Origin of the sequence: Polynucleobacter sp. MWH-Aus1W21, assembly GCF_018687275.1 — a bacterium.
Classification (GTDB): domain Bacteria; phylum Pseudomonadota; class Gammaproteobacteria; order Burkholderiales; family Burkholderiaceae; genus Polynucleobacter.
In genome coordinates this window covers 1-26,764 of sequence record NZ_CP061287.1, presented here as the reverse complement: position 1 = coordinate 26,764, position 26,764 = coordinate 1, and the positions used below count along the sequence as shown (strand labels likewise).

General features: G+C 45.5%; 26 protein-coding genes. All 26 read right to left on the bottom strand.

Features of this window, described 5'->3' with window-relative positions:
- The 26 genes from priA to dnaA all read right to left on the bottom strand — a co-directional run bounded on the left by priA (position 1) and on the right by dnaA (position 26,723).
- Positions 1-2,127 (bottom strand): primosomal protein N', encoded by a 2,127-nt coding sequence (priA, locus tag ICW03_RS00130; protein WP_215348168.1) that lies wholly within the window; start codon positions 2,125-2,127, stop codon positions 1-3.
- Positions 2,128-2,392: 265 nt separating this feature from the next.
- Positions 2,393-3,511: a uroporphyrinogen decarboxylase gene (gene hemE / locus ICW03_RS00125; RefSeq protein ID WP_215350049.1), complete on the bottom strand. Its 1,119-nt coding sequence runs from the start codon at positions 3,509-3,511 to the stop codon at positions 2,393-2,395.
- A 9-nt stretch (positions 3,512-3,520) separates the two neighbouring features.
- Entirely contained in the window at positions 3,521-3,937 is a 417-nt protein-coding gene (locus tag ICW03_RS00120) for a F0F1 ATP synthase subunit epsilon (protein ID WP_068320066.1), read from the bottom strand.
- 12 nt (positions 3,938-3,949) lie between these two features.
- A complete protein-coding gene (atpD, locus tag ICW03_RS00115; RefSeq protein ID WP_215348167.1) occupies positions 3,950-5,350 on the bottom strand; it encodes a F0F1 ATP synthase subunit beta in 1,401 nt (466 codons plus the stop codon).
- A 55-nt stretch (positions 5,351-5,405) separates the two neighbouring features.
- Entirely contained in the window at positions 5,406-6,275 is an 870-nt protein-coding gene (atpG, locus tag ICW03_RS00110; RefSeq protein ID WP_215348166.1) for a F0F1 ATP synthase subunit gamma, read from the bottom strand.
- A 17-nt stretch (positions 6,276-6,292) separates the two neighbouring features.
- Complete coding sequence (gene atpA, locus ICW03_RS00105) at positions 6,293-7,834, bottom strand: F0F1 ATP synthase subunit alpha (protein WP_215348165.1); 1,542 nt, start codon at positions 7,832-7,834, stop codon at positions 6,293-6,295.
- A gap of 45 nt (positions 7,835-7,879) precedes the next feature.
- Positions 7,880-8,416 (bottom strand): F0F1 ATP synthase subunit delta, encoded by a 537-nt coding sequence (locus ICW03_RS00100; RefSeq protein ID WP_068320059.1) that lies wholly within the window; start codon positions 8,414-8,416, stop codon positions 7,880-7,882.
- Between the two features lies 1 nt (position 8,417).
- A complete protein-coding gene (locus ICW03_RS00095) occupies positions 8,418-8,888 on the bottom strand; it encodes a F0F1 ATP synthase subunit B (protein ID WP_215348164.1) in 471 nt (156 codons plus the stop codon).
- Positions 8,889-8,951: 63 nt separating this feature from the next.
- Complete coding sequence (atpE, locus tag ICW03_RS00090) at positions 8,952-9,218, bottom strand: F0F1 ATP synthase subunit C (protein ID WP_012357116.1); 267 nt, start codon at positions 9,216-9,218, stop codon at positions 8,952-8,954.
- A gap of 45 nt (positions 9,219-9,263) precedes the next feature.
- Entirely contained in the window at positions 9,264-10,139 is an 876-nt protein-coding gene (gene atpB / locus ICW03_RS00085) for a F0F1 ATP synthase subunit A (protein WP_215348163.1), read from the bottom strand.
- Positions 10,140-10,179: 40 nt separating this feature from the next.
- Positions 10,180-10,674: an ATP synthase subunit I gene (locus tag ICW03_RS00080; RefSeq protein WP_215348162.1), complete on the bottom strand. Its 495-nt coding sequence runs from the start codon at positions 10,672-10,674 to the stop codon at positions 10,180-10,182.
- Positions 10,675-10,743: 69 nt separating this feature from the next.
- Positions 10,744-11,634, bottom strand: coding sequence for a ParB/RepB/Spo0J family partition protein (locus ICW03_RS00075; RefSeq protein ID WP_215348161.1), 891 nt, complete (start codon positions 11,632-11,634; stop codon positions 10,744-10,746).
- A 20-nt stretch (positions 11,635-11,654) separates the two neighbouring features.
- Positions 11,655-12,425, bottom strand: coding sequence for a ParA family protein (locus ICW03_RS00070; RefSeq protein WP_215348160.1), 771 nt, complete (start codon positions 12,423-12,425; stop codon positions 11,655-11,657).
- A gap of 18 nt (positions 12,426-12,443) precedes the next feature.
- Positions 12,444-13,112 carry a 16S rRNA (guanine(527)-N(7))-methyltransferase RsmG gene (gene rsmG / locus ICW03_RS00065; RefSeq protein WP_215348159.1) on the bottom strand — a complete coding sequence of 223 codons (669 nt, stop codon included), beginning with the start codon at positions 13,110-13,112 and terminating at the stop codon, positions 12,444-12,446.
- Entirely contained in the window at positions 13,105-15,027 is a 1,923-nt protein-coding gene (gene mnmG / locus ICW03_RS00060; protein ID WP_215348158.1) for a tRNA uridine-5-carboxymethylaminomethyl(34) synthesis enzyme MnmG, read from the bottom strand. Before mnmG ends, rsmG begins: the two co-directional genes overlap by 8 nt.
- 106 nt (positions 15,028-15,133) lie before the next feature.
- Positions 15,134-15,871: a TSUP family transporter gene (locus tag ICW03_RS00055; RefSeq protein ID WP_215348157.1), complete on the bottom strand. Its 738-nt coding sequence runs from the start codon at positions 15,869-15,871 to the stop codon at positions 15,134-15,136.
- Between the two features lie 124 nt (positions 15,872-15,995).
- Positions 15,996-16,925 carry a branched-chain amino acid ABC transporter permease gene (locus ICW03_RS00050; RefSeq protein WP_068320042.1) on the bottom strand — a complete coding sequence of 310 codons (930 nt, stop codon included), beginning with the start codon at positions 16,923-16,925 and terminating at the stop codon, positions 15,996-15,998.
- A 2-nt stretch (positions 16,926-16,927) separates the two neighbouring features.
- Positions 16,928-17,848 carry a branched-chain amino acid ABC transporter permease gene (locus ICW03_RS00045; RefSeq protein ID WP_068320040.1) on the bottom strand — a complete coding sequence of 307 codons (921 nt, stop codon included), beginning with the start codon at positions 17,846-17,848 and terminating at the stop codon, positions 16,928-16,930.
- Positions 17,849-17,864: 16 nt separating this feature from the next.
- A complete protein-coding gene (locus tag ICW03_RS00040) occupies positions 17,865-19,091 on the bottom strand; it encodes an ABC transporter substrate-binding protein (RefSeq protein WP_215348156.1) in 1,227 nt (408 codons plus the stop codon).
- 22 nt (positions 19,092-19,113) lie between these two features.
- Positions 19,114-19,818 (bottom strand): ABC transporter ATP-binding protein, encoded by a 705-nt coding sequence (locus ICW03_RS00035; RefSeq protein ID WP_215348155.1) that lies wholly within the window; start codon positions 19,816-19,818, stop codon positions 19,114-19,116.
- On the bottom strand, positions 19,815-20,582 hold the full coding sequence (locus ICW03_RS00030) for an ABC transporter ATP-binding protein (RefSeq protein ID WP_215348154.1): 768 nt from the start codon (positions 20,580-20,582) through the stop codon (positions 19,815-19,817). The genes ICW03_RS00035 and ICW03_RS00030 overlap by 4 nt, the downstream gene beginning before the upstream one ends.
- Before the next feature lie 106 nt (positions 20,583-20,688).
- Positions 20,689-20,910 (bottom strand): DUF3717 domain-containing protein, encoded by a 222-nt coding sequence (locus tag ICW03_RS00025; protein ID WP_215350048.1) that lies wholly within the window; start codon positions 20,908-20,910, stop codon positions 20,689-20,691.
- Positions 20,911-20,912: 2 nt separating this feature from the next.
- Positions 20,913-21,407 (bottom strand): SET domain-containing protein, encoded by a 495-nt coding sequence (locus tag ICW03_RS00020; RefSeq protein ID WP_215348153.1) that lies wholly within the window; start codon positions 21,405-21,407, stop codon positions 20,913-20,915.
- Positions 21,408-21,409: 2 nt separating this feature from the next.
- Positions 21,410-23,908, bottom strand: a complete 2,499-nt coding sequence (gene gyrB, locus ICW03_RS00015; protein ID WP_215348152.1) for a DNA topoisomerase (ATP-hydrolyzing) subunit B — start codon at positions 23,906-23,908, stop codon at positions 21,410-21,412.
- An 11-nt stretch (positions 23,909-23,919) separates the two neighbouring features.
- Entirely contained in the window at positions 23,920-25,035 is a 1,116-nt protein-coding gene (gene dnaN / locus ICW03_RS00010; protein WP_215348151.1) for a DNA polymerase III subunit beta, read from the bottom strand.
- A 263-nt stretch (positions 25,036-25,298) separates the two neighbouring features.
- Complete coding sequence (dnaA, locus tag ICW03_RS00005; RefSeq protein WP_251374413.1) at positions 25,299-26,723, bottom strand: chromosomal replication initiator protein DnaA; 1,425 nt, start codon at positions 26,721-26,723, stop codon at positions 25,299-25,301.
- Positions 26,724-26,764: the final 41 nt, after the last annotated feature.

Genomic DNA, 26,764 nt, shown 5'->3' with positions numbered 1-26,764 from the left:
TTAGATAGAAATAGGGTCGCGCTCAATGAGCCAACGAATGCGACCTTCCTTGCTAATGCGCCCCTGAGAATTCTCCCGCAAATAGCGATCCATCACCTCTAAAATTTCTTGTAGGTTTTTACGATCATCAGACTCCACCAGGAGCTGAGCACGCTCTGAACCTGCCACTCGCATCATCGCCTTGGGAACGGGGTCGTAGACTCTGAGCCCATTGGCTATAAGGCCGCTAGACTTTAAATAGCCCTTCAAAACGCTCAAAAACTGGATTGCCTTATCAAGACTTTTGGCCTCAGCATGAACTAATGCCTGATATGCAAATGGCGGCAAGCCAGCTTCTTTTCTTTCGTTTGCCGTGTAGGATAAAAAACCGTCTACGTCGTGGCGCAGTAAGAACTGAAAAACTGCAGCCTCTGGAAATTGAGTTTCGATATAAATTGCGCCACCCGCTTCTCCGTCTTTGCCCGATCTCCCCGCGCGACCAGCCACCTGAACCAGTTGGGCAAACAATCTTTCTGCCGCCCTAAAGTCTTGTGAAAACAATCTGCTATCGGCATCCAATACGGCAACCAAACCAATATTTTGATAATCGTGCCCCTTGGCGATCATTTGGGTACCAACAACAATATCAACATTTCCCTGATGTATTTCCTGAAAGAGCTCTTCAGCACCTTTACTCTTTCTACTTGAATCCGTATCCACTCGCAACACTCTGGCACTTGGCCACATCTCTTCAATAGAGTCTTCAATCTTTTGGGTACCTTGCCCTAGGGTCTTGAGATCAGCATTGCCGCACTCAGGGCAATGATTCGGGATATTCTTCGCCAGTCCGCAGTGATGGCAACTTAAAACGGATTTCCTAGCTAAAGCGCCAGCCTTATGAAGCACCATGTATGAGCTACATTGCTCACATTTAGAAAGCCATGAGCATGCGCTACAGCTTAATACCGGCGCATAACCACGTCGATTGATAAGAATTAAACTCTGCTGCCGTTTTTCTAAATTCTGACTTACTGCATGCGCAAGCGTTTTAGTGATTAGGCTCTTGGATTTTGGCCTCTCAATATCACCAGGGCTAAATTGTGTTTGTGGATCTCGCGTGTTCACCAAATGTACTTTGGGAAGGCTTGCGCCTTGTGCGCGTTGATCTAAGCGAATATATTCATAGCGTCCCGCTTTAGCAGCCATCCATGTTTCAAGCGATGGCGTTGCAGATGCTAACAAGATTGGCACCTTAAGGTCATGAGCGCGCCAAACTGCAAGGTCGCGCGCAGAATAACGAATGCCATCTTGCTGTTTATAGGATGGGTCATGTTCCTCATCTACAACGATAGCGCGTAAGTTGGGTAGGGGTGTTAATGCTGCCAAGCGTGTGCCCAAAATGATTTGTGCTTTGCCAGTCATTGCTTCATGCCATGCAATTCCTCTGACCTTTTCACTAACGCCACTGTGAAGTACAACCATTTTTTTATCTGGGAAATATGCGCGCACTCTGCGCTCTAACTGTGGCGTTAAATTTATTTCAGGAACCAAGAGCAGCACTTGTGCGCTTGCATCCTTCAATATTCCACTCAGCCAATTTAGAAATACAGCAGTTTTTCCGCTACCTGTTTGTCCTTGCAAAAGAATTGCTTTGAATTCATTCGAAGGGCAAGCGCGCAATTTTTCTAATGCGAGTTTTTGTCCTTCGTTTAAATTATCTTCGTCTACATATCTCTCAACAACTTCTTGTTTGGTTTTTTTCTTTTGCTTTTCTCCGGCAGCAACTAACTTTTTAGGAATTTTTTCCCAGTCATCGGACTTTTTCCACATCTGCGGAATGGTGGGAATGATGGTCTCACCAAGGGCATGAATGTAGTACTGGCTTGCAAAGTTCATCAAGCGCAAAACAGCAGGATCTAATGGGGGCAGCGGGGCGACCCTGGTTACCCCTTTTAATTTATCGATATCATAGTCAGAGTAAGCACTTACTTTTATTACAATCCCAACCAGCTTGCTGCGCCCAAATGGAACCTCTACTACTGCCCCAACCTCTGGCTGCCCCCCTAATGATGCTTCATCCCATAAGTAGTCAAAGCCCTGGGCAAGGGGCTTATCAACAACAACTTGCACTACGATTGGAGAGGGCATGATTTACTTCAAATCTCTATTTTGCTTGTGGATAAGTCTGTGGATATCATCCAAGGATTCTGATTTATAAGCTAATTTATCAGCTTTCCGTTTTTGCACCCTTTTAAAGCTTTTTGGTAATTTCTTATATTTATCAATAACTTATATAGGTATTCGAAAGTGAATTTTCATCTTTAATCGCAATCTCACTGAATTTCGAATTTTGTTGCTAACTGTGCATAACTTTCACTAAAAATTTTGGCAGCAAGTTAGCGATCACTTAGTATTACGACTTTGCCCTAAGTGCCCTAGAGCGATTAATGACGGCTTCTGCCAGTGCGGTGACGCTCTCAGGAGGGGTGAACTGAGAAATGCCGTGGCCCAAATTAAACACATGGCCATCTAAAGGATGTAAACCAGATTTAAGGGCTGGTGCGCCCGCCAAATCTTCAAGAAGAAGGTTTGCTTGTTCCGCGATTTGTTTTGGCTCTGCAAACAGGATTAGCGGATCTAGATTGCCTTGCAATGCCAACGGCTTATTCAGAGCGAGCAATTGTTTTCTTGCGCGACTAAGTGACATAGTCCAATCAATTGCAATCACGTCGGCACCAACTTGCGCCATATCATTGAGCCAAATTGCGCCACCTTTAGTAAACATGATCACCGGAATTTTTCTACCCTCATGCTCACGAGGCAACAAAGCAATCACTTTTTGCATAGACGCCAAAGACATCTTTTGATACCAACCATCTGGAAGCATCCCGCCCCAGGTATCAAAAATCATCAATGCTTGTGCACCAGCTTTTACTTGCTCAGTTAAATAGTCGGCAACAGATTGTGCGTTGATATCCAATATGTGTTGCATCAAATCAGGGCGGCTAAACATCATGGTTTTGGCATGACGGAAATCATCTGCGCTGGAGCCATCAATCATGTAGCAAGCCAATGTCCATGGGCTTCCGGAGAAGCCAATCAATGGGACGCGTTGCTTACCATCCTGCATCAATGCTTTGCGAATTTCAGAGACGGCATCAAAAACATATTTGAGCTGATCCATATCAGCTACACGTAATTTCTTAACCGCCTCTTCTGTGCGAAGGGGGTGCTCAAAGCTTGGGCCTTCGCCAGCCGTAAATTTCAGACCCAATCCCATTGCATCGGGAATGGTCAAAATATCGGAGAACAAAATAGCCGCATCCAATGGATAGCGATCCAAAGGCTGAAGTGTTACTTCAGTAGCATAAGCAGGATTTTTTGCGAGCCCTAGAAAACTTCCGGCTCTAGCGCGTGTAGCGTTGTATTCAGGGAGATAGCGGCCGGCTTGGCGCATGAGCCAAAGCGGTGTTTGATCAACCGCTTCGCCCAGGCAGGCCTTTAAAAACCGATCGTTTAACAGCAAGGAGATGACCGGCTGTTACTTTTTACGACGGAAACGAGCAATTGCAGCCAACTGCGCAGCTGCCATTGCAAACTCAGACTGGGCCAAGGCCAAATCAAAGTCAGTGCCACGATTTTGCATCGCTTCTTCGGCACGTTTCTTGGCTTCAATAGCTTTAGCTTCATCAAGATCATGCCCACGAATAGCGGTATCCGCTAATACAGTAACGTGATCTGGCTGAACTTCTAAATAGCCACCTGCTACGAATACAAACTCTTCGTCACCATCAGCTTTTTCAATACGAACTGAGCCTGGACGAATACGTGTAATCAAAGGAGTGTGGCCGCGCAAAATGCCGAGCTCACCACTTTCGCCAGGAAGTGCAACAAACTTAGCCTCCCCGCTGAAAATAGACTGCTCAGCACTTACTACATCGACGCGTATGGTTGACATAATTTCCCTAGATTAAAGCTTCTTGGCTTTCTCGATGGCTTCATCAATTGAGCCCACCATGTAGAACGCTTGCTCTGGCAAGTGATCCAATTCGCCGCTGCAGATCATTTTGAAGCCACGGATAGTTTCTTTCAATGGAACGTATTTGCCTGGTGAACCAGTAAACACTTCAGCAACGTGGAAAGGTTGTGACAAGAAACGTTGAATCTTACGAGCACGTGATACAGCCAATTTGTCTTCTGGGGACAATTCATCCATACCCAAAATCGCAATAATGTCGCGCAATTCTTTGTAGCGCTGCAATGTCATCTGTACGTCACGAGCAACTTCATAGTGCTCTTGACCAACCACTTGTGGGTCGAGCTGACGGCTGGTTGAATCCAATGGATCAACCGCTGGGTAAATACCCAATGCAGCGATGTCACGTGACAACACAACTGTGGAGTCTAAGTGCAAGAAGGTTGTAGCTGGTGACGGGTCGGTCAAGTCATCCGCAGGAACGTAAACGGCCTGAATAGATGTAACAGAACCAGTCTTAGTAGAAGTAATACGCTCTTGCAATTTACCCATCTCTTCAGCCAATGTAGGTTGGTAACCCACAGCAGAAGGCATACGACCGAGCAACGCAGAAACTTCAGTACCGGCCAATGTGTAACGGTAGATGTTGTCAACGAAGAACAAAATGTCACGGCCTTCGTCACGGAATGCTTCAGCCATTGTCAAACCAGTCAACGCAACGCGCAAGCGGTTGCCTGGAGGTTCGTTCATCTGACCAAACACCATTGCCACTTTGTCGATAACGTTAGATTCTTTCATCTCGTGGTAGAAGTCATTACCTTCACGAGTACGCTCACCAACACCAGCAAACACTGACAAACCAGAGTGCTGCTTAGCGATGTTGTTAATCAATTCCATCATGTTCACGGTCTTACCAACACCCGCACCACCGAACAAGCCCACCTTACCGCCTTTAGCGAATGGGCAAACTAAGTCAATAACCTTAATACCGGTTTCGAGCAAGTCAACAGAAGGTGAGAGCTCATCAAACTTAGGCGCTGGCTGGTGAATAGCGCGACGCTCTTCAGTAGCGATCGGACCTGCGTCGTCAATTGGGCGACCCAAAACGTCCATGATACGGCCCAAAGTTGCTGGACCAACTGGCACAGAAATTGGCTTGCCTGTAGATTTCACTTCCATACCGCGGCGCAAACCATCGCTTGCGCCCATGGCAATCGCGCGAACTACGCCGTCACCGATTTGTTGCTGAACTTCAAAGGTCAAGCCTTTTTCAGCAAATGATTTTTCGCTGCTTTCAACTAATGTCAATGCATCATAAATGTTTGGCATTTTGTCGCGTGGGAACTGAATGTCCACCACTGGACCGATACACTGCACGATATTTCCGTTACTCATCGCATTTCTCCGCTTTTAATTCCTGAATTCTTTCGTATTCCTAAACGCTGACCGCTTAAACCGCAGCCGCTCCGCCAACAATCTCTGACAGCTCTTTAGTAATAGCAGCTTGTCGTGTCTTGTTGTAATCCAATTGCAATTCGCCAATTACGTTCTTCGCATTATCTGAAGCGGCCTTCATTGAGACCATGCGTGCAGACTGCTCAGAAGCCATGTTTTCAGCAACAGCCTGATAAATCATTGCCTCAAAGTAACGCTTAAGCAGGCCATTCAAAATGGACTCTGCATCAGGTTCGTAGATGTAATCCCAAGAATTGCCTGTTTGCTCTTCCGGAGTCAAGGCTTCTGCCTCCAAAGGCAAGAGTTTTTCTAAAACAGGCTCTTGTTTCATTGCATTTACAAAGCGGGTGTACGCCAAATAAACGGCATCAATCTCGCCACGCTCAAACGCTTCCAACTGGGCAGTAATTGCGCCAATCAAAACATCCAAATGCGGCGTATCGCCAATCTGAATTGTTTGAGAAATAAGTTTTGCTTTTGAGCGATTCAAAAATTGCAAACCTTTTGAACCAATTGCGGTGTACGCAATGTCAATATTGTTTTCTTGCAAATCGCGCACTTGGTTAGCAATCAAACGCAAGACGTTGGTATTTAAACCGCCGCACAGGCCTTTGTCTGTAGTAACCAAAATCGTGCCAACTTTCTTCACTTCACGAGTTGCCATGTAAGCAGGGCGGAACTCAGGATTTGCTTTTGAAAGGTTAGCAACAATCTCACGAATTTTTTCAGCGTATGGACGCGCATTACGCATACGCTCTTGGGCGCGACGCATCTTGGATGCGGCGACCATTTCCATTGCCTTCGTGATCTTGCGCGTGTTTTGCACGCTCTTGATCTTAGATCGTATCTCTTTTGTGCTTGCCATGATTTATGCGAGCCCTCTTAGAAAGAGGCAGAACGCTTGTAATCCTCAATAGCAGCGCGCAAAGCAGCTTCGTCATCTTTGCTCAAGTCTTTGGTTTCTTCAATACGTGCAACTAAGTCAGCGTATTTAGATTTCAAATGATCTTGCAAACCTTTTTCGAAGGCCAATACGTTCTTCACTTCGAGGTCATCGAAGTAGCCGTTATTCACAGCGTAGAGTGAAGCAGCCATTTCCCAAACTTGGAGTGGCTTATATTGAGCTTGCTTACACAATTCAGTAACGCGACGACCACGCTCGAGCTGCTTGCGGGTTGCTTCGTCAAGATCAGATGCGAACTGCGCAAACGCTGCCAATTCACGATATTGCGCTAAGTCGGTACGAATACCGCCAGACAATTTCTTAATAACTTTAGTTTGTGCAGCACCACCAACGCGGGATACAGAAATACCGGCGTTAATCGCAGGACGTACGCCAGCGTTAAACAAGTCAGTTTCCAAGAAGATCTGACCGTCAGTAATCGAAATTACGTTGGTTGGAACGAATGCAGAAACGTCACCGGCTTGAGTTTCAATAATTGGCAATGCGGTCAAAGAACCAGTTTTGCCTTTTACTGCACCGTTAGTGAACTTCTCAACGTATTCAGCATTTACACGAGCAGCGCGCTCGAGCAAGCGTGAGTGGAGGTAGAAAACGTCGCCAGGATAAGCTTCGCGGCCTGGTGGGCGGCGGAGCAACAAGGAGATTTGACGATAAGCAACTGCTTGCTTGGTCAAGTCATCGTAAACAATTAATGCATCTTCACCGCGATCACGGAAGTATTCGCCCATGGTGCAACCTGCGTAGGCAGAGAGGTACTGCATCGCTGCAGACTCAGAAGCACTCGCCGCAACAACCACGGTGTACTCCATCGCACCCAATTCAGTGAGCTTGCGAACAACGTTAGCAATAGTAGAAGCTTTTTGACCGATCGCCACATAAACGCAATAAACGCCTTTACCTTTTTGGTTAATGATCGCGTCAACCGCAACAGCTGTCTTACCAGTTTGGCGGTCGCCAATGATCAACTCACGTTGACCGCGACCAATAGGAACCATCGCATCAATCGCCTTCAAACCAGTTTGTACTGGCTGGCTAACAGATTGACGTGCAATAACGCCAGGAGCAACTTTTTCAATAAAGTCAGTTAACTTGGTGTTAATTGGGCCTTTGCCATCGATCGGCTGACCGAGCGCGTTTACAACGCGACCGAGTAACTCTGGGCCAACTGGAACTTCCAAAATGCGGCCAGTACATTTCACTGGGTCGCCTTCTTTAATATGGGTGTATTCACCCAACACTACGGCACCAACAGAATCACGCTCAAGGTTTAACGCGAGGCCGATAGTGTTGTTTGGAAACTCCAACATTTCGCCCTGCATAACGCCTGACAAGCCATGTACGCGGCAAATACCGTCGGTCACTGAAATAACAGTGCCTTCGTTACGAACTTGGGAGTCAACGCCCAATTCGCTAATTCGGCTTTTGATCAGCTCGCTGATCTCGGAAGGGTTGAGTTGCATTACTTACTCCTGGGTCTTATTTCGTATGTTCTTAATAGGGATCACTTATGCGCCAAGACTTGCTTGCATTTGAGCTAACTGGGCCTTAACTGAACTATCCATTACTTCGTCGCCAACCTGAATGCGAACTCCGCCAATCAATGTTGGGTCAACTTGAATAGTTGGGCGCAATTCCTTACCCCCAAAGCGCTTCTTCAAACTTGACAACAAATCATTTAACGCAGAACCCTCTAAAGGGAATGCGCTGGTAATATTTACTTCTGCTGCGCCTTCGCTCTTGTTCTTCATTGCTTCAAATTGCTGTGCAATTTCAGGAACGGCTGCTAAGCGGTGGTTTTGATTTACAAGATTTAAAAAGCTGGCAACCTTGCCATCAAGCTTGGTCTTAACCATGCCAGAAAGTAACTTACTTAAATCATCAGCAGATACTTTTGGGTTGTTTGACAAAGCAGCAACTTCTGGCAAAGCAGCAAGCTGAGCCAATTCGTTTAACTGCTCCAAACAACCGGCAAGCTCAGCTGGCTTGGCGCTTTGAAAAAGCGCTTCCGCATAAGGACGTGCAATAGTGGCTAAATCAGCCATATCAAAGTTCTGCCTTTAGTTGATCAAGCAATTGGCCGTGGGCTTTTGCATCAATCTCACGACGCAAAATTTGCTCAGCGCCTCTAACAGCGAGAACAGCAACTTCAGCACGCAGCACTTCACGAGCGCGCGTTACTTGTTGATCTGCATCTTGCTTAGCTTGAGAAATGATTCGAGCGGCTTCAGCTTGTGCGTTAGCGCGAATTTCATCGGCTGACATTTGTGCACGTTTTTCAGCTTCGGCAACACGTTGAACACCTTCTTGGCGTGCTTTAGTTAATTCTTGCTCAGCTTCATTGCTGGCTAATGCGAGTGCTTCTTTACCGCGCTCGGCAGCAGCTAAACCATCAGCAATTTTGCTTGAACGCTCATCTAACGCCTTAACAAGCGGTGGCCACACAAAGCGTGCAACAACCCACCATAAGACGAAGAAAACGATCATTTGCGCGAATAGGGTCGCGTTCAGATTCACGATATTCCTTTCAGTATTGTTGAGAACAGTTGGATGACACCTTGGTCATCCACGCCAAAACAATTACTTAATAACTGCGAGCAGTGGGTTTGCGAAAGCAAACAACATTGCAACACCAACGCCGATCAAGAACGCCGCGTCGATCAAACCAGCCAAAAGGAACATCTTAGTTTGGAGTGGCTCCATCAATTCTGGTTGACGTGCACAAGCTTCGATGTACTTACCGCCCATCAATGCAATACCTAAACAAGCACCGATCGCGCCGAGGCCGATGATGATGCCGATAGCGATTGCTGTGAAACCTTGAATGTTTGCGAGAAATTGTTGCATGTTGCTGACTCCTGAAGTTAAAGAGATAAGTTAAAAATAAAAATCTTAGTGATGGCTATGCGCTTGCCCGATGTAGACCAAGGTCAACATCATGAAAATAAAGGCTTGCAACAAAATAACCAAAATGTGGAAGATGGCCCAAGCTGATCCAGCAATAACATGACCCACCAATCCGAACAGGGATAAATCTAAATTAAATGTCCACACACTACCTAGCAATGCGATCAATAAGAAGACCAGCTCGCCGGCATACATGTTGCCGAAAAGTCGCATTCCCAATGAAACACCTTTAGCAAGATATTCGATGATGTTCAAGGCGAGGTTGAATGGGGCCAAGTACCACTTCGCGCCAAATGGGGCAGAAACCAGCTCATGCAAGAAGCCGCCAAAACCTTTTACTTTGAAGCTATAAAAGAAAACTAAGAGCAAGACGGACATAGACATGCCCATCGTTGCATTGAGGTCAGTTGTTGGAACAACTTTATGGTGTGGCACGTGCACGCCAAAACTCTCAATGAAATGATTTACGCCCAACACCCAATCCACCGGCACTAAGTCCAAGGTGTTGAGCAAGATGATCCAAAAGAATACAAATAGCGCAAGCGGGGCGATGTAAGAACGATCGCCGTGAACAATGCTCTTAGATTGTGTCTCTGCCATTTCAACAATCATTTCAACGAAGCACTGGAAACGACCTGGTACGCCAGGAGTTGCACGACGCGCTGCGATCAACAAAATAAATACAGCGAGCAAGCCCATGAGGGACGCCCAAAAAATCGTATCTAAATTAATGATGCTGAAATCAATGATGGACGACTGTGGTCCGCCTGTGTTGTTGAGGTTTTGTAAATGCTCAGAAATGTACGCCGTTGGCGTCATTTGTTCTGCTGCCCCGTGGGCTTGGTTTACTTCGCTAGACATCTCTTAACTAGTCCTTTGTTTCAATCTCAATTGTCACTACTTAGCGCCACAACCACGCTAGCCAAACACACTTCAAGGCAAGCAGGTAAGTCACCAACAGGGGGACCCAAAGCACGCCAGGGACAAAATACGCAATCCCAACAAACAGCATCAGAGTTACGACGATTTTGATAAATTCGCCTGAAACTAATGCTGCTAAAAAACTTCTTGGATTCAATATTTGCGATTTTTTTGCCAACTCCAACCTCACTAAAAACAGGGTTGTAGGCAAGACGCTAATTAAACCACCTAAAAAGGCCGACTGAGTATAAAGGCTTACCCCTACCGGCTCCCCAAAAATTGACCAAAACAACATGCTGATAGCCGTAATCAGCACTTGAGCCAAAACTATTTTCCAAGGAGAAAGTGATCGGTACCTTACAGCGTTATTTTGCTGCAACGCAATAATCTCTTCCTTGCTGTAAACCCGAATCACTTCTTCTTCGGGCTCATCCCATTCATTTACCTTAGAAAATTGATTTTTTTGAGGAATCAATTTAGCCCCGAAAGTTTAATGTGTGCAGTGCAATATGTCAAAGGATTTGGGGACATTTTTCTGCCTTATTTACGACTCAATACCCAACTTTTTTAATAAGGAATCAAGCTCGTCAAACTGGCTAAAGCGGATTCTGAGCTCCCCACCTTTGCCCTTAAGCTTAAATTCCGTGCTTAAACCAATCAAATCGGCGATTTCTTGGGTTAAGCGCTGCATATCAGGATCAGCGCTCTTTGCTGAGCTGCCAGTTTTACTTTTTGCCTTTTTGTCGCCAATTTGGCCGCCAGCAATCACCAAAGCAGCCGTCATTCTCTCCGCCTCACGCACTGATAGGCCTTGGGCAGATATTCTTTGGGCCAAGGCAACCTGGCTAGAGCCCGGAAGGGGTAGAAGCGCGCGAGCATGCCCCATATCTATGTCGCCAGCCAATAGCATGGCTTGAACAGGCTTTGCCAGCTGTGCAAGGCGCAATAAATTGGTAATGGCACTGCGGGACTTGCCCACTGCCTTTGCGGCCTGTTCATGCGTAAAACCAAATTCCTCAATCAACCGAGCCAAACCTTGGGACTCTTCAAGAGGATTTAAATCCTCACGCTGCATATTTTCGACCAAGGCCATCGCTGCGGCAGCTTGATCATCCGCACTAGAAACTAAAACGGGAACCTCTTTTAACCCAGCAATGGTTGCGGCGCGAAAACGTCTTTCGCCCGCAATAATTTCATATTTGCCTGGAGCCACTAAACGCACCAACAGCGGCTGCATCACTCCTTGCTCGCGAATGCTTTCTGCCAGCTCTTGCAAGGCGCCTGCCTCCATTTTTTGACGTGGCTGATATTTGCCAGCTTGCAGCGCTGTTAACGGCAAACGATTGATATCGGTAGACGAACCTGCTGCTTGAGTCTTTTCGCCAAGCAAAGCCTCAAGACCTCTACCTAAGCCTTTTTTCTTAATAGCAACCATGATCTTTTTCTTTCTACAAATTACATATGTTTGATGCGCTCAACCATTTCAGCGCCAAACTCTAAATACGCTTTTGCACCACGTGATGACTTGTCAAAGGCAACCCCAGGAAGCCCATAAGAAGGGGCTTCGGCAAGGCGCACGTTACGCGGAATAATGGTCTTGAAAACTTTATCGCCAAAATGTTCGAGCAGCTGATCAGAGACTTGTTGTTGCAATGTCATGCGCGCATCAAACATTACGCGCAATAAACCAATGATTACTAAATCCGGATTTAAATTTGCGTGCACTTGTTTGATGGTGTTCACCAAATCAGACAAACCCTCCAATGCAAAATATTCGCATTGCATTGGAACAATCACACCGTTTGCTGCGCACAACCCATTAAGAGTTAACAATGACAAAGCGGGCGGACAATCGATCAAAATGAAATCGTAGTCGTCGGCGACCTGCGCAAGCGCATCCTTCAATCGCACTTCGCGTAAATCTAAATCTACTAATTCAATTTCGGCGCCTGCTAAATCACGATTGGCTGGCAATACGTCATAGCCCGAACTTTCGCAACGCTGCGCACATTCCTTAACAGATGCCATACCAATCAGGACTTGATAGACGCTGGTGTTTAAATCTGCCTTTTCAACCCCGGAACCCATGGTTGCATTGCCCTGGGGGTCTAAGTCAACCAACAAAACCCGCTGTTTGAGCCCTGCCAAGCCTGCGGCTAAATTAACGGCAGTCGTGGTCTTGCCAACGCCACCTTTTTGATTTGCGATACAGAATATTTTTGCCATGGCTACTTTTGGGTCTACTTAAGGGGTGAGGGTGGATTTTCTCACGGGGGCCAACACCAAAAGGCGTCGCTCCACCGCTAAATTAGGAATATGTAGGGGTTCATCGGCGACTAAGCGCCACTCCTCCATAGAAACATCTTTCATTTCATCGTCTGCACGCTTAGCCTTCATTGCGAATACCAAGCCATCAGGCTTCAGGAAGGGCAATGACAAATCTAAAAAGCGTGCCAGGTTGGTAAATGCACGAGAAATAACCGCATCAAATTGCGCTGGTTGCTGCATTGCAGCATCTTCAACCCTTTCACATAGGACTTCAATGTTTTTGAGTTTTAACTTCCCGCGCACATGCTGCAAGAATGCTGTCTTTTTACGGATGGCCTCAATCAAAGAAAGTTGCCACTCCGTCTGAACAATCGCAATCGGAATCGCCGGCAGTCCACCACCAGAGCCTAGGTCGGCAATTTTAGGTGAGCGGCCTTTTAAAAACTCTCTTAATACCGGCAAAACCGCAATAGAATCAATAAGATGCAACCGTATAGAATCTTTCTCACCCTCAATTGCCGTGAGATTGTGAACCTGGTTCCAACGACCCATTTCCTGCAAAAACAGCTCTAAATCAGCAATATTGGTCGAACTTAATTCGAGGCCAAGATCCTCAATTCCTAAAGCAAGAAGCCCCTCACTCATGCGTTTCTTGAGTGCGCCCCAAGCCTTTTTTCAGATGCACCAACAAAAGGGAGAGGGCTGCGGGAGTTACTCCTGAAATACGACCGGCTTGACCCAATGTTTCAGGTTTATGTAAGTTAAGCTTTTGTTGTACCTCTATGGACAAACCAACAACCTGCGAATAATCGAGTGATCCCGGGAGAGGGAATGTCTCATTATGTTCTTGACGAGCAATTTCGGTTGCCTGACGCTCAATGTAGCCCTGATATTTAACAGAAATCTCTACTTGGTCGCTTATTTGAGCAGCCAGCCCAAGATCTTCATCCAATGATTCTAGGGCCCACATTCCATCGCCTAGAGTAGTAATTGCTTCATAAGTAATGCCTGGACGCCTTAAAAGCTCAGCCAAACTACATTCATGGGAAAGGTCTTGTCCCAACAATTGCGAGACAAAAGGAGCGGCCTCGCTCTTAGGGCCCACCCAAATATTTTGCAAACGAGATGTTTCACGTGAAACAGCCTCTTGTTTTCTGCAAAACACCTCCCAGCGATGATCATCCACCAAACCAAGCTCTCGACCAATCGTGGTTAAACGCATATCCGCGTTATCTTCACGCAAACTGAGGCGATACTCAGCCCGACTGGTAAACATACGATAAGGCTCCTGAACCCCGCGGGTAATCAGGTCGTCTACAAGAACGCCAATATAGGACTCGCTGCGCTTTGGCAGCCAAGGCTCTTTTCCTTTAGCCGCCAAACCAGCATTGATGCCGGCCAGCATTCCCTGCGCTGCAGCCTCTTCGTAGCCTGTAGTACCGTTAATCTGGCCGGCAAAGTAAAGGCCAGCGATTACTCTGGTCTCAAGACTGTGGCGTAATTGGCGCGGATCAAAGAAGTCATACTCAATTGCATAGCCGGGGCGAACAATAACCGCAGACTCCATACCTCGGATACTGCGAACCAAATCCCACTGAACATCAAAGGGCAGGCTAGTAGAAATTCCATTTGGGTAAAACTCGTTGGTTGTTAGGCCCTCTGGCTCCAGAAAGATCTGATGACTATTTCTGGAGGCAAAACGATGAATTTTGTCCTCAATAGAAGGGCAGTAGCGTGGGCCGACCCCTTCAATTACACCGGTATACATCGGCGAACGATCTAAACCGCTACGAATAATGTCATGCGTCTTTTCATTTGTATGAGAAATCCAGCAAGGAACTTGCTTGGGATGCTGCTCTGGGCGACCTAAATACGAGAACACTGGTACGGGATCTAAATCTCCCGGCTGCTCCAGCATCACCAAAAAGTCGATAGTACGACCATCAATGCGTGGGGGAGTGCCGGTCTTCAATCTCCCCTGAGGAAGTTTTAACTCTTTTAATCTGGCAGATAAGGAAACTGCTGCCGGATCACCTGCGCGACCGCCGGCATAATTATTTAATCCAACGTGGATCTTTCCGTCCAAAAAGGTACCCGCTGTAAGCACTACCTTTTTAGCGATAAACTCCAGGCCCATTTGCGTAACAACGCCCTGTACCTCATCGCCCTTTACCAGCAGATCATCAACAGCAGCCTGAAATAGACTTAAATTTGGTTGGTTTTCTAAACGACGGCGAATTGCAGCTTTATATAGAACACGATCGCCCTGGGCACGGGTGGCCCGTACAGCGGGGCCTTTGCTTGAATTCAGGATTCGAAACTGGATGCCAGCCTCGTCAGTAGCAGCTGCCATCGCACCGCCCATTGCATCAATCTCTTTTACTAGATGGCCTTTACCGATTCCGCCAATAGAGGGATTACAGCTCATAGCACCCAGATTTTCAATGCTATGGGTAATCAATAACGTATCGCAACCCATACGAGCCGAGGCGAGGGCGGCCTCAGTCCCAGCATGACCGCCACCAACCACAATGACATCGAAATTTTTGGAATAACGCATGATTTGCCTCAGATAGGGCGATGATCATAGCATTTTGTTTGTTTCACGTGAAACAAAAGATCGAAAATTTCTAAAAAATCAAGAGTTTTATTTATAAGTACTTGATTTAATTAGAAAAATAGGCATCCCAAGCGGACTTCAAAATTAACACGCTCACAATAATCAAAAAAGCCTTTCTTACAAAGGTACTGCCATGCTTAATTGCCAGACGACTTCCGAACTGACTGCCTGCAATATTGGCCATCATCATGGCAAACCCAAGAGCCCAATTAATTTGCCCTAGGCTGGCTAACATCAAAATGGCCGCTAGATTAGTTGCAACGTTTACCAGCTTTGTTGCAGCAGAAGCATGCAGAAAATCAAAGCTGAAGAAGCGAACAAAACCAAACAGCAAAAAGCTGCCCGTGCCCGGGCCAAAGAAGCCGTCATAAAAACCAATTGTTAAACCAAGAATTGCTGCTTTAAGCTGTTGAAGGCGTCCAAGAATTTTTGGCGCATGAGCTTCGCCAAGTGAAGGCTGAAACCAGGTGTACAACAAGAGAAATAACAATACAAATGGCAAAGCCTTACGAAGTGGCTCTGCAGGAAAGTTACTTACCGCATTGGCACCCAACAACGATCCAACAAAACCCGCAACAATTGCGGGACCAACAACAGCCCACGGCAAAGACACATGCCGTAAATATCTTCGCGCAGCATTGAGTGTTCCACCAACCGCAGATACCTTATTGGTTGAGAGCAGGGTTGCGGGCGGCGCCTCTGGATAGGCTGCAAAAAGAGCGGGGACCTGAATTAGGCCACCACCACCAGCTACCGCATCAACCAGCCCGGCAAAAAAAGCCATCGCTAAAAGCAATGGCCAGATATAAATTGAAAATTCGATGAGAGTCTCTTTTAATTAAATGAGTGTGACGCAATTAAAAATTGACGTCAAACTAAAACCAAATAATAAAAGGAAAAAACAAAAATTAGTTTTTGTTTTTGAAGTGCGCAGCGATTTCACCAACAACGCCGCGACGGAAAGCTAGAACGCAAATTACAAAAATAAATCCGGTAGCAATTGTGCTCCAAGATCCAATGTTGGCTAGATAGTTTTGCAAACCAACGACAATTCCTGCGCCAACTACTGGACCAAGAATAGTTCCCATTCCTCCAAGCAAAGTCATCAATACAACTTCACCCGACATATGCCAATGAACGTCAGTAAGTGTTGCAAGCTGAAACACCAAGGACTTCATTGATCCAGCAAGGCCAGCTAATGCCGCAGAAATAACAAACGACATTAATTTAAATCGATCGACGTCATAACCCAAAGAAATTGCGCGTGGCTCATTTTCACGAATAGCCTTGAGAACCTGACCAAATGGGGAATGAACTGCACGCATGATCAAAGCGAAGCCAAACAGGAAAACCGCCAACACAAAGTAGTACATCGCCACGTCATCTTTTAGGTCGATAAAACCAAATAACATTCCACGAGGCACGCCTTGAATACCATCCTCACCACCAGTAAAAGGTAGTTGAACAGCTAAAAAATAAATCATTTGCGAAAGAGCCAAGGTCACCATCGCAAAGTAGATTCCTTGCCTACGAATAGCCAAAGATCCAATTAAGAAACCTAAAACCCCCGAACCAACAACACCCAAGATAATCCCCAGTTCAGGGGAAAGGCCCGCCTCTTTGCAAAAGTAGGCGGTGATGTAAGCCGCCGTTCCAAAGAATGCAGCATGGCCAAATGACAGCAAGCCTGTAAAACCTAGAAGCAAATTAAATGCACATGCAAACAATGCGAAACATAAAACCTTCATCGCAAACACAAGATAAATAAAGTCTTGGAATGGTAATAACAGACCAATGAGGACCAAAATTCCGTAAAGTAATTTTGTTTTTGGATTCATGCTTATTTCTCCCGCCCAAACAGTCCAGCAGGACGAACCAACAAAACAATTGCCATGATCACAAAAATCACGACGCCAGAAGCTTCTGGATAAAAGACTTTGGTCAGGCCTTCAATCAAGCCCAAACCTAAACCTGTCAAGATGGCGCCCATGATGGAGCCCATGCCGCCAATCACCACAACCGCAAAAACAACGATGATGAGGTTGGAGCCCATTAATGGGTTTACTTGAAAAATAGGGGCAGCTAAAACACCAGCAAAACCAGCCAGGCCAACGCCATAGGCATAGGCCAAAGAAATCATCAAGGGAACATTGATACCGAAAGCCTGTAGTAATTTAGGATTTTCGGTTCCAGCACGCAAATAGGCGCCTAACTTTGTTCTTTCAATCACGTACCAGGTAGAGAAACAAACCACAAGAGAGATGATCACCACCCACACTCGATACTTCGGCAAAATAATACCCAGAGACTCAAGAGGAATAGCGCCCTGTAGCATCTCTGGGGCTGGATAGCTCTCACCAGAAATTCCATACCAATGACGGAACATACCCTCAATAATTAGAGCCAATCCAAACGTTAATAACAAGCCATATAAATGGTCAAGGTGATACAGACGGCGCAGCATCGTGCGCTCAAGAATTAAACCAAAGCCCGCCAAAACCAACGGGACAACAATTAAAGCAAACCAATAATTGATTGATAGCTCAGGAAAGCCAAGCCATTGGCTGATTTGAGTTAAACCAATCCAAGCAATAAATGCGCCCATGGTGTACTGAGCACCATGCGCAAAATTAATAATGTTGAGAAGGCCAAAAATAATGGCCAATCCCAAACTCAATATGGCATAGAACGAGCCATTAATAAGCCCCACCAAGAGCTGGGCTACCAGCCCTTGAGGGGTAATTCCAAGAAGTTCAAACATGCTTAATAGAGATCAATTACTTGTTAGTAACCAGCTTGCATCGTGACAATGAAAGTGGTTGAGTCGCTTCAGCAGCAGGAATAACTGCCTTGACGTTGTAATAATCCCATGGGCTCTTAGATTCAGATGGCTTCTTCACTTCTAGCAAGTACATGTCATGCTCAAACTTACCATCAGCACGAATCTTGCCTTTGAAAAGACCATCATCGATGTTTGTAGATTTCAGAGCCTTCATTACAGCCTGGGTATCGTCGGTACCAGCTTTTTGTACGGCATTTAAATAAGCAAGAACAGATGAGTAAACACCTGCCTGAACGCTTGATGGCATACGCTTATGTTGCAAGATGAAACGTTTTGCAAAAGCACGTGTCTTGTCGTCTTTATCCCAGTAGAAGCCCTCTGTAAGGTACATACCTTGTGCAGCATTCAAACCTAGAGAGTGAACGTCAGTAATAAACATCAACAAAGGCACAACGGTTTGCTTTTTATTGATACCAAACTCGGAGGCCTGCTTAACACTGTTGATGGTGTCTTGCCCAGCGTTTGCCAAAGCAACTACGTCAGCACCACTGGCTTGAGCCTTCAAGAGATAAGAAGAAAAGTCGCTGTTTGGGAACGGGTGCTTGCTGGTTCCTAAAACCTTACCGCCGTTCGCATTAACAACGTTAGTTGAGTCTTTTTCCAAAGCTGCGCCAAAAGCGTAGTCAGCAGTAAGGAAGTACCAATTCTTTTTGCCTTGCTTTACAACCGCTTTTGCTGTGCCGTTAGAGAGCGCATAAGTGTCATAAGTCCAATGTACGTTATTAGCGGTACATTTCTCATTGGTGATTGGCAAAGAAGCTGCGCCAGAAACCAAAGTAATCTTGTTCTTTTGTTCGGCAACCTCCATTACAGCCAAAGCAACATTGGTTGAAACCAACTCAACAATAACGTCTACACCGTCTTTGTCGTACCACTCGCGAGCCTTGTTTGCAGCAATATCAGCCTTGTTCTGGTGATCGGCGCTAACTAACTCAATCTTCTTACCGATTACAGTACCGTCTTTAGAAAAATCTGCAATCGCCATCTTTGCCGCAATTACAGCACCCGGGCCGGCCAAGTCAGAATAGGTTGAGGAAAGATCGGTCAACACGCCAATCTTAATAACATCGCCACTAACCTTCGGCGCGCTTTGTGCAAACACTGGGTTTGAACCAAACATGGTCGCCGCAACCAGACACGCGGTTATTTGCTTTAACTTCATTGCCATCTCCTATAGAAATCCACTAAACACCAAGATACTCATTTAATAAAGCTGCTTTTTCAGCAAGCTCATTCTGATTTACAACCTCAACCACATTTCCATGTTCAACAACATAATGACGATCAGCCAAGGGTGCCGCAAAACGGAAATTCTGTTCAACCAACACAATAGTGAACCCCTTATTGCGCAAACTGGTTACAACCTCGCCAAGCTTTTGCACAATCACTGGGGCTAAACCTTCAGTAATTTCATCAAGCAACAGAAGCTTGGCGCCGGTTCTTAAGATTCGCGCCATTGCCAGCATTTGTTGCTCACCACCAGACAAACGTGTGCCGGGGCTGTTTCTTCTCTCATAGAGATTGGGGAACATTTCATAAATTTCGTCCAAACCCATGCCGCCAGGAGCGATCTCCGGCAAAAGCAACAAATTCTCTTCAGTGCTTAAGCTTGCAAAAATCCCTCTCTCTTCGGGACAAAAACCAACGCCCAGGCGCGCAATCTTGTAGGTGGGCATCGAAATTGTTTGTGTTCCATAAACCTCTACCGAACCAGTTCTCTTGCTAGTTAAACCAAGAATGGTTTTCAGAATGGTGCTTCTTCCGGCGCCATTTCTACCAAGCAAGGTCACCACTTCGCCATCTCGCACGGCAAAATTAACGCCGTGCAATATGTGCGACTCGCCATACCAAGACTCTAGATTTTTTACCTCTAATGCCATGGTGCTCATAGGTTGTCTCCCCCATGGCTTCCCATATAGGCCTCAACAACCAATGGGTTGTTAGAAACCTCATGATAAGAACCCTCAGCCAAAACTGAGCCGCGCTGCAATACGGTAATTCGGTCAGCAATAGAAGAAACCACCTTCATGTTGTGCTCAACCATGAGAATCGTCCGCCCTTTGGCAACACGATCAATTAATTCGGTTACGCGCTCGACATCCTCGTGACCCATGCCCTGAGTCGGCTCATCTAAGAGCATTAACTCCGGCTCCATGGCCAATGTGGTTGCAATTTCAAGCGCACGCTTGCGGCCATATGCCAGGTTTAGAGTTTCTTCGTTCGCAAAACCTTCCAACCCAACTTCATGAAGAAGCTCTAGCGCACGCTCGTTTAAAACATTTAAGGAGTTACCGGACTTCCAAAAATGGAATTCGGTTCCCAATCCTCGCTGCAGTGCAACACGAACGTTCTCAATAACCGTCAGATGGGGGAAAACCGCTGAAATTTGAAAAGATCGAATAACGCCGCGCCGCGCAATTTGTGCTGGAGCCTCGTTGGTAATATTAAAACCATTAAATAGGATTTGACCGCTACTAGGCTCTAAAAATTTAGTAAGCAAGTTAAAGCAGGTTGTTTTACCGGCGCCGTTCGGTCCAATCAAAGCGTGAATGGTTCCCCGAGTGACATCCAGGTTCACATCAGTGACCGCAGAAAAACCTTTGAAGGATTTTCCCAGCCCAATTGTTTTTAATATCGTTTCTTGCAATCTCATACCCTCTACCCCCTACTTGGGAGCAAGAATATGAGAATACCCCAAGATAGTCTTGCTATATATAGCAATAACCCTAAACAACCCGCGAGAGACAAACAAAAAATATTTAAGCTATTTTTTGAAATTGTTGAATTGCAGAACGAGCCATGTCATCGAGAACATCGACTGGCACGCGTTGGGCACCCTGCACAATCATGAGAGCGTAAGGCTTGGCAAGGGCTGAGGCCTCTGGACAAAGGCGCAACTCATCGCCCTCTGACGGTGATTGGCTGCGCCAATAATTGATTGCTGCCTCTAGCTCTTGAATTGTTACAAACAACATAGAAATTTTTACTTCTCTTTTGTCGCCAACATGGTGCCGCGACACTTTTTGGCGCCACAGCGACACTCGTAATCTTTTTTCATTTGCTTGGTAATTTTTCCCTCGATATCTAGTGAATAGTCATAAAACAACTCTTCGCCAACCTTGAGGGCGCGCTTTGCATAAACAAACACTCTTGGCTCGCCGTCAAAGGTGTCCTCACGGGTTTCGCAGCTAGGCTTACATGAGTGGTTAATCCAGCGCGCAGCATTGCCGCCGTACTTTGCATCGATTACACGACCATCTTCCAATGAAAAGTAAAAGGTATGGTTGGGGTCTTTGGGATCATGTGGATGACGCTTTTCAGCCAACTTCCAGCTGATGCGCTCACCCTTGTATTCGATGATTGCTTCACCTTTCTTAATTGGCTTCGCAACAAAAACACCTTTGCCATGTATTGGGGAGGATTTAACAACAATAGAAGATCTGTCCACCTTTGGTGGTTTTAGTTTTTTGTCAGCCATTTTTATACGTCTAAGTTACGAGCAATCAGGGCGTTCTTTTCAATAAACGCTCGACGAGGTTCAACCTCATCACCCATTAGGGTTGTAAATACTTGGTCTGCAGCAATCGCATCTTCAATCTTTACTTGCAAAAGCGTTCTTGAGCTTGCATCCATCGTGGTTTCCCACAGCTGTGATGGATTCATCTCACCAAGACCTTTGTAACGTTGACGGCTTAGTACGCGCTCTGCTTCAGACAGCAACCAAGCAAAAGCAGCCCTAAAGTCACCAATGGTTTGCTCTTTTTGGTTTTTGTCTGGGTCGCCGCGACGAACTTTAGATCCTGAAACAACTTTGCCAGACAAAACTGCAGCAGCATTTGCAAGGCTTTGATAATCGTCGCCATGTACAAAGTCGGAGTTAATGGAGGATAGTTTGAGGTTTCCATGAATGCGGCGGGAAAGCAGTAAGCGGAAACGCTCTGTGCGGTCTTCTTTTTGCACAATAATTTCTGGTGCCACAGCCAGTGGATTTAAAGAATCCGCAAGCGCTTGGCGTAAACGATCAGCAGACTCGTTTGCTGATTTTTCAGTATCCAGATTTAATGAAGTACCTGAAGCAATAGCACGCAAAGCATCTTCATCGATAGTGCGAGAAAGACGATCGACAATCGACTGAATCACTTGATAATGTTTTGCCAACTCGTTTAATGCGGCGCCCTCAATAACTTCGCCAGATGGCGTTTGTAGAGAGGCGGTTTCAAGGGCAATCTTCAACAATAGTTGATTTAGCTCGTTGTCATCTTTGATGTATTGCTCGCTCTTACCAAACTTCACTTTGTAAAGAGGTGGTTGAGCAATATAAATATGGCCCCGCTCAATTAACTCAGGCATCTGTCTATAGAAGAAAGTTAATAAAAGTGTGCGGATGTGACTACCGTCAACGTCCGCGTCGGTCATGATGATGATGCGGTGATAACGGAGTTTATCCGCTTTGTATTCTTCAATCCCAATGCCTGTCCCAAGAACGGTAATTAAGGTAACCACTTCCTGGCTTGCAAGCATTTTGTCGAAACGAGCTTTTTCAACGTTTAAGATTTTGCCTTTTAGAGGCAGAATCGCCTGGAAGCGACGATCACGCCCTTGCTTAGCAGAGCCGCCCGCAGAGTCGCCCTCAACAATAAATAATTCAGACTTTGATGGGTCTTTTTCTTGGCAATCAGCCAACTTTCCGGGTAAGCCCAATCCATCTAATGCGCCCTTGCGACGGGTCATATCTCGCGCTTTGCGCGCCGCTTCACGAGCGCGAGCTGCGTCAACAATCTTGCCGCACAAAATCTTTGCGTCCGCTGGGCGCTCTTGCAAATAAGCACTTAAAGCCTCAGCAACGATTTCTTCTACCGGTCCACGAACCTCGCTTGAAACCAGCTTGTCTTTGGTTTGGCTTGAGAATTTTGGCTCAGGAACTTTTACCGACAATACGCATGCCAAACCTTCGCGCATATCATCACCAGAAATTTCTACCTTTGCTTTTTTAGCAACCTCATTCTCATCAATGTATTTGTTGATGACGCGTGTCATTGCGGCGCGCAAACCAGTTAAGTGTGTACCACCGTCCCTTTGGGGAATGTTGTTGGTAAAACAAAGTACCTGTTCGCTAAAGCTGTCATTCCACTGCATTGATACTTCAGCAGTAATTTGTCCACCCAGGTCAGATGGGCGAACACCTTCAGCGTAAAAAATATTGGGGTGTAATACGTTTTTAGTTTGATTAATGTATTCAACAAAGCCTTTAACGCCGCCAGAGAAAGCAAAGTCCTCTTCTTGACCTGTACGCTGATCAATCAACCTAATGTGAACGCCATTATTTAAAAATGAAAGTTCGCGAATGCGCTTCACCAAAATTTCATAATGGAATTCTACGTTTCCAAAAATTTCTTCGTCAGCCAAGAAATGAACTTCAGTTCCGGAAAGCTCTGTATCACCTGTAACGGTAATTGGGGAAACCAAAACGCCGTTCTCATCTACAACATTACGGTTTTGAATAACGCCACGGGCAAATTCCATGTAATGCGCTTTACCGTCACGACGAATGGTTAACTTTAACCATTTAGATAATGCGTTTACACAACTAACACCTACACCATGTAGACCACCAGAAACTTTATAACTATTTTGGTCGAACTTACCACCTGCATGTAGTTCGGTCATAACGATTTCAGCAGCACTTCGCTTAGGCTCATGCTTATCGTCGTATTTGATACCTGTAGGAACACCGCGCCCGTTGTCAACAATAGAAATTGAGTTGTCAGTTTGGATAACTACAGTAATTTCAGAGCAATACCCTGCTAGCGCTTCGTCAATTGAGTTATCCAACACCTCAAAAACAAGGTGGTGTAAACCAGTTCCATCAGAGGTATCTCCGATGTACATACCAGGACGTTTACGAACAGCCTCAAGACCCTCTAGGATTTGAATCGATGCAGCGCCGTACTGCTCTACTACTTTTTTTTCTTCAGTCATTTTTTTCTAAGTTAAATACGCATTGGCATCACAACATACTTAAAGCTCTCTGAGCCAGGCAGAGTAATCACAGCACTACTATTTGCATCACCCAAACTAATTTGAATCTTTTCGTTCTTAAGGTTTGATAAAACATCAAGTAAATAACTTACATTAAACCCAATCTCCACTGCATCACCAGCGTACTCGGTTTCAATCTCTTCTTGCGCCTCTTCTTGTTCAGCGTTAGTTGATTGAATTGTGATGCGATTAGGGGATAAAGAAAACCGAACACCTTTGAACTTATCGGTTGTCAAAATGGCGGCACGTTGAAGGGCGGATTGCAGTGCATCCCTACCAACCACCAGTGAATTTTTCTGACCCTTAGGAATCACCCTTTGGAAGTCTGGGAATTTACCTTCAACCAGTTTGGAAATTAATTCAATATCGCCAAAAGAAAACTTCACTTGGTTTGCAGTCAAGCTAATCTCAAGTGACTCATCAGAATCTTCCAATAAGTGCTGACACTCCAAAATAGTTTTACGTGGAATGATGATTTCTTGTTTCTGACCTGAACCAGATGGCGCCTCAGCCAACTCAACCTGTGAATAAGCAAGACGATGGCCATCTGTTGCAACAGCAACAACATCTTTACCCTCAATCACCAACAACATACCATTCAAGTAGTAACGAATATCTTGTTGAGCCATTGAAAAGTGCACTTGGCTAATTAGTTGACGGAAGCTTTTTTGAGACATCTTCCATGCAGCAGTAACTTCACCAACGCTTTGCATCACAGGAAACTCAGTTGCAGATAGTGTTTGCAAAGAAAAGCGGCTCTTTCCACTCTGCACAACCATCTTGTTATCTTTAAGGTTTAAAGAAACCGGGCCCTCAGGTAAGGCACGCAAAATATCCAACAATTTTCTTGCAGCAACAGTGGTCGTTACGTCTTCAGAACCAACACCAAAATTGGCATTAGTTGTAATTTGTATTTCAATATCGGTAGAGATAAAAGAAACTTTTTCGCCTACTTTTTTAAACAGTAGGTTTGCCAAAATTGGCAATGTATGTCTACGTTCAACAATTCCACTAACAACCTGAAGAGGTTTTAGTAAGTTATCGCGTGAAGTGTTAACGAGTTGCATTGCTTTTAAATCCTTGTATATATCTTAGTAGTAATAGTAATAAGGGTTTGAAATTCCGTGGATAAGTCAAAAACACCCTACAAAACAACACCTTAAACGCTAAAAAACCTGTGGAAAACTTTTGTATAAGCACTGCATAAAACGGGGATAACTTTTTATCAACACCCTATTTTTGCATGAAGCTGAGACTTTCCACAATTTATCCACATGTAATCCCCAAACTTATCCCTAGGGTTCTCCACAACCTTATCCACAGCCCAGAATTAAGCCTTCAAGGTTTGTTCAATAACGTGAATTTCATGGTTCAGTTGACTATCGTGCGCACGCTCATCCGCAATCTTCCGAACAGCATGTAAAACTGTGGTGTGATCCCTGCCGCCGAACAATTCCCCAATCTCTGGAAGACTTTTTTGTGTCAACTCCTTAGCCATAAACATCGCGATTTGGCGGGGTCTGGCTATGTTTGCTGGGCGCTTCTTTGAATACATATCCGCAACCTTAATACTGTAAAAATCAGCAACAGCTTTTTGGATGTTTTCCACAGAAATTTGTCGGTTTTGAATTGACAGCAAGTCCTTCAGCGCCGTTCTAGCAACCTCAATAGTTACCTCTTTGCCATGAAAACGTACAAAAGCCAAAATTTTTCTTAAGGCCCCCTCAAGCTCTCTAACGTTTGATCGAAGGTGTTTTGCTACAAAGAAAGCCACATCCTCACTCATGGGGATGCCCTCATTAATTGCTTTTTTCATCAAAATAGCAACCCGCATTTCGAGCTCTGGCGGTTCAATTGCCACGGTTAGGCCTGAATCAAAACGGGATATAAGTCGATCATCAATACCCGCCATTTCTTTGGGGTAGGTGTCGCTAGTAATAATGACCTGGGATTTATTGCTTAGTAGGGCCTCAAACGCATAGAAAAACTCTTCTTGAGTCCTGGATTTCCCGCTAAAAAACTGAATATCGTCAATTAATAGAAGGTCTAAGGAATGGTAGTAGCGCTTAAAGCGGTCGAAAGCTTTTTGTTGATAAGCCCGCACCACGTCAGAAACATACTGCTCTGCGTGTATGTAGCGAATTCGGGCGTTAGGCTTCTCTTTAAGAAGGTGATTCCCAATGGCGTGAATTAAATGGGTTTTGCCTAGCCCCACCCCACCATATAAAAACATGGGGTTATATGAGGTGCCGGGGTTGTGAGCCACCTGAATTGACGCGGCCCTTGCCAGCTGGTTTGCCTTACCGGTTACAAATGTTTCGAAGGTGAGGTTTGGGTTAAGTTTTGAGTGATCCTCAATCTCAAAACCTCCTTCTTCAACGGAAGCAACGGGTTCCATAACCTCTAGGGCAACCACTTTTTGTTGTACCTCGTCGGGTGCCGTGGTTGTTTTGCTCTCTGGACTGGCCTCGGTCGCCAATGTAAATCCTACATTTATGGGGCGACCAAAGTACTGAGATGCCAGCTCTTGAAAGCGGTCGGCAAAAGTTTTCTTAATCCAATCTAACTTAAAGCGGTTTGGCGCTCCTATTGTTAGTGAGTCATCACTTTCAATAAATGACAATAAAGTTAGGGGCTGAATCCATGTTTTAAACTGTTGGGGCGACAGTTCGCGAGATAAAATGCCGATGGCATCATCCCAAAATCCCAGTGGGCTGATTGAATTCAAGGCGGGGGGATTGTGTAAGTTGCTCATATTTTTGGAGGATCCATTGTAGCGATCCCCCAAAGTTATCC

What these genes read in the sequence shown, in the direction of transcription:
- ICW03_RS00045 (WP_068320040.1), bottom strand. Translation starts at nt 17,848, where the DNA reads ATGTTTGAACTTCTTGGAATTACCCCTCAAGGGCTGGTAGCCCAGCTC.
- ICW03_RS00075 (WP_215348161.1), bottom strand. Translation starts at nt 11,634, where the DNA reads ATGGTTGCTATTAAGAAAAAAGGCTTAGGTAGAGGTCTTGAGGCTTTG.
- dnaN (WP_215348151.1), bottom strand. Translation starts at nt 25,035, where the DNA reads ATGCAACTCGTTAACACTTCACGCGATAACTTACTAAAACCTCTTCAG.
- ICW03_RS00040 (WP_215348156.1), bottom strand. Translation starts at nt 19,091, where the DNA reads ATGAAGTTAAAGCAAATAACCGCGTGTCTGGTTGCGGCGACCATGTTT.
- ICW03_RS00020 (WP_215348153.1), bottom strand. Translation starts at nt 21,407, where the DNA reads ATGGCTGACAAAAAACTAAAACCACCAAAGGTGGACAGATCTTCTATT.
- ICW03_RS00100 (WP_068320059.1), bottom strand. Translation starts at nt 8,416, where the DNA reads ATGGCTGATTTAGCCACTATTGCACGTCCTTATGCGGAAGCGCTTTTT.
- atpA (WP_215348165.1), bottom strand. Translation starts at nt 7,834, where the DNA reads ATGCAACTCAACCCTTCCGAGATCAGCGAGCTGATCAAAAGCCGAATT.
- atpG (WP_215348166.1), bottom strand. Translation starts at nt 6,275, where the DNA reads ATGGCAAGCACAAAAGAGATACGATCTAAGATCAAGAGCGTGCAAAAC.
- rsmG (WP_215348159.1), bottom strand. Translation starts at nt 13,112, where the DNA reads ATGAGTGAGGGGCTTCTTGCTTTAGGAATTGAGGATCTTGGCCTCGAA.
- dnaA (WP_251374413.1), bottom strand. Translation starts at nt 26,723, where the DNA reads ATGAGCAACTTACACAATCCCCCCGCCTTGAATTCAATCAGCCCACTG.
- ICW03_RS00120 (WP_068320066.1), bottom strand. Translation starts at nt 3,937, where the DNA reads ATGTCAACCATACGCGTCGATGTAGTAAGTGCTGAGCAGTCTATTTTC.
- ICW03_RS00035 (WP_215348155.1), bottom strand. Translation starts at nt 19,818, where the DNA reads ATGAGCACCATGGCATTAGAGGTAAAAAATCTAGAGTCTTGGTATGGC.
- ICW03_RS00050 (WP_068320042.1), bottom strand. Translation starts at nt 16,925, where the DNA reads ATGAATCCAAAAACAAAATTACTTTACGGAATTTTGGTCCTCATTGGT.
- gyrB (WP_215348152.1), bottom strand. Translation starts at nt 23,908, where the DNA reads ATGACTGAAGAAAAAAAAGTAGTAGAGCAGTACGGCGCTGCATCGATT.
- ICW03_RS00030 (WP_215348154.1), bottom strand. Translation starts at nt 20,582, where the DNA reads ATGAGATTGCAAGAAACGATATTAAAAACAATTGGGCTGGGAAAATCC.
- ICW03_RS00055 (WP_215348157.1), bottom strand. Translation starts at nt 15,871, where the DNA reads ATGGCTTTTTTTGCCGGGCTGGTTGATGCGGTAGCTGGTGGTGGTGGC.
- atpE (WP_012357116.1), bottom strand. Translation starts at nt 9,218, where the DNA reads ATGCAACAATTTCTCGCAAACATTCAAGGTTTCACAGCAATCGCTATC.
- ICW03_RS00070 (WP_215348160.1), bottom strand. Translation starts at nt 12,425, where the DNA reads ATGGCAAAAATATTCTGTATCGCAAATCAAAAAGGTGGCGTTGGCAAG.
- atpB (WP_215348163.1), bottom strand. Translation starts at nt 10,139, where the DNA reads ATGTCTAGCGAAGTAAACCAAGCCCACGGGGCAGCAGAACAAATGACG.
- mnmG (WP_215348158.1), bottom strand. Translation starts at nt 15,027, where the DNA reads ATGCGTTATTCCAAAAATTTCGATGTCATTGTGGTTGGTGGCGGTCAT.
- atpD (WP_215348167.1), bottom strand. Translation starts at nt 5,350, where the DNA reads ATGAGTAACGGAAATATCGTGCAGTGTATCGGTCCAGTGGTGGACATT.
- priA (WP_215348168.1), bottom strand. Translation starts at nt 2,127, where the DNA reads ATGCCCTCTCCAATCGTAGTGCAAGTTGTTGTTGATAAGCCCCTTGCC.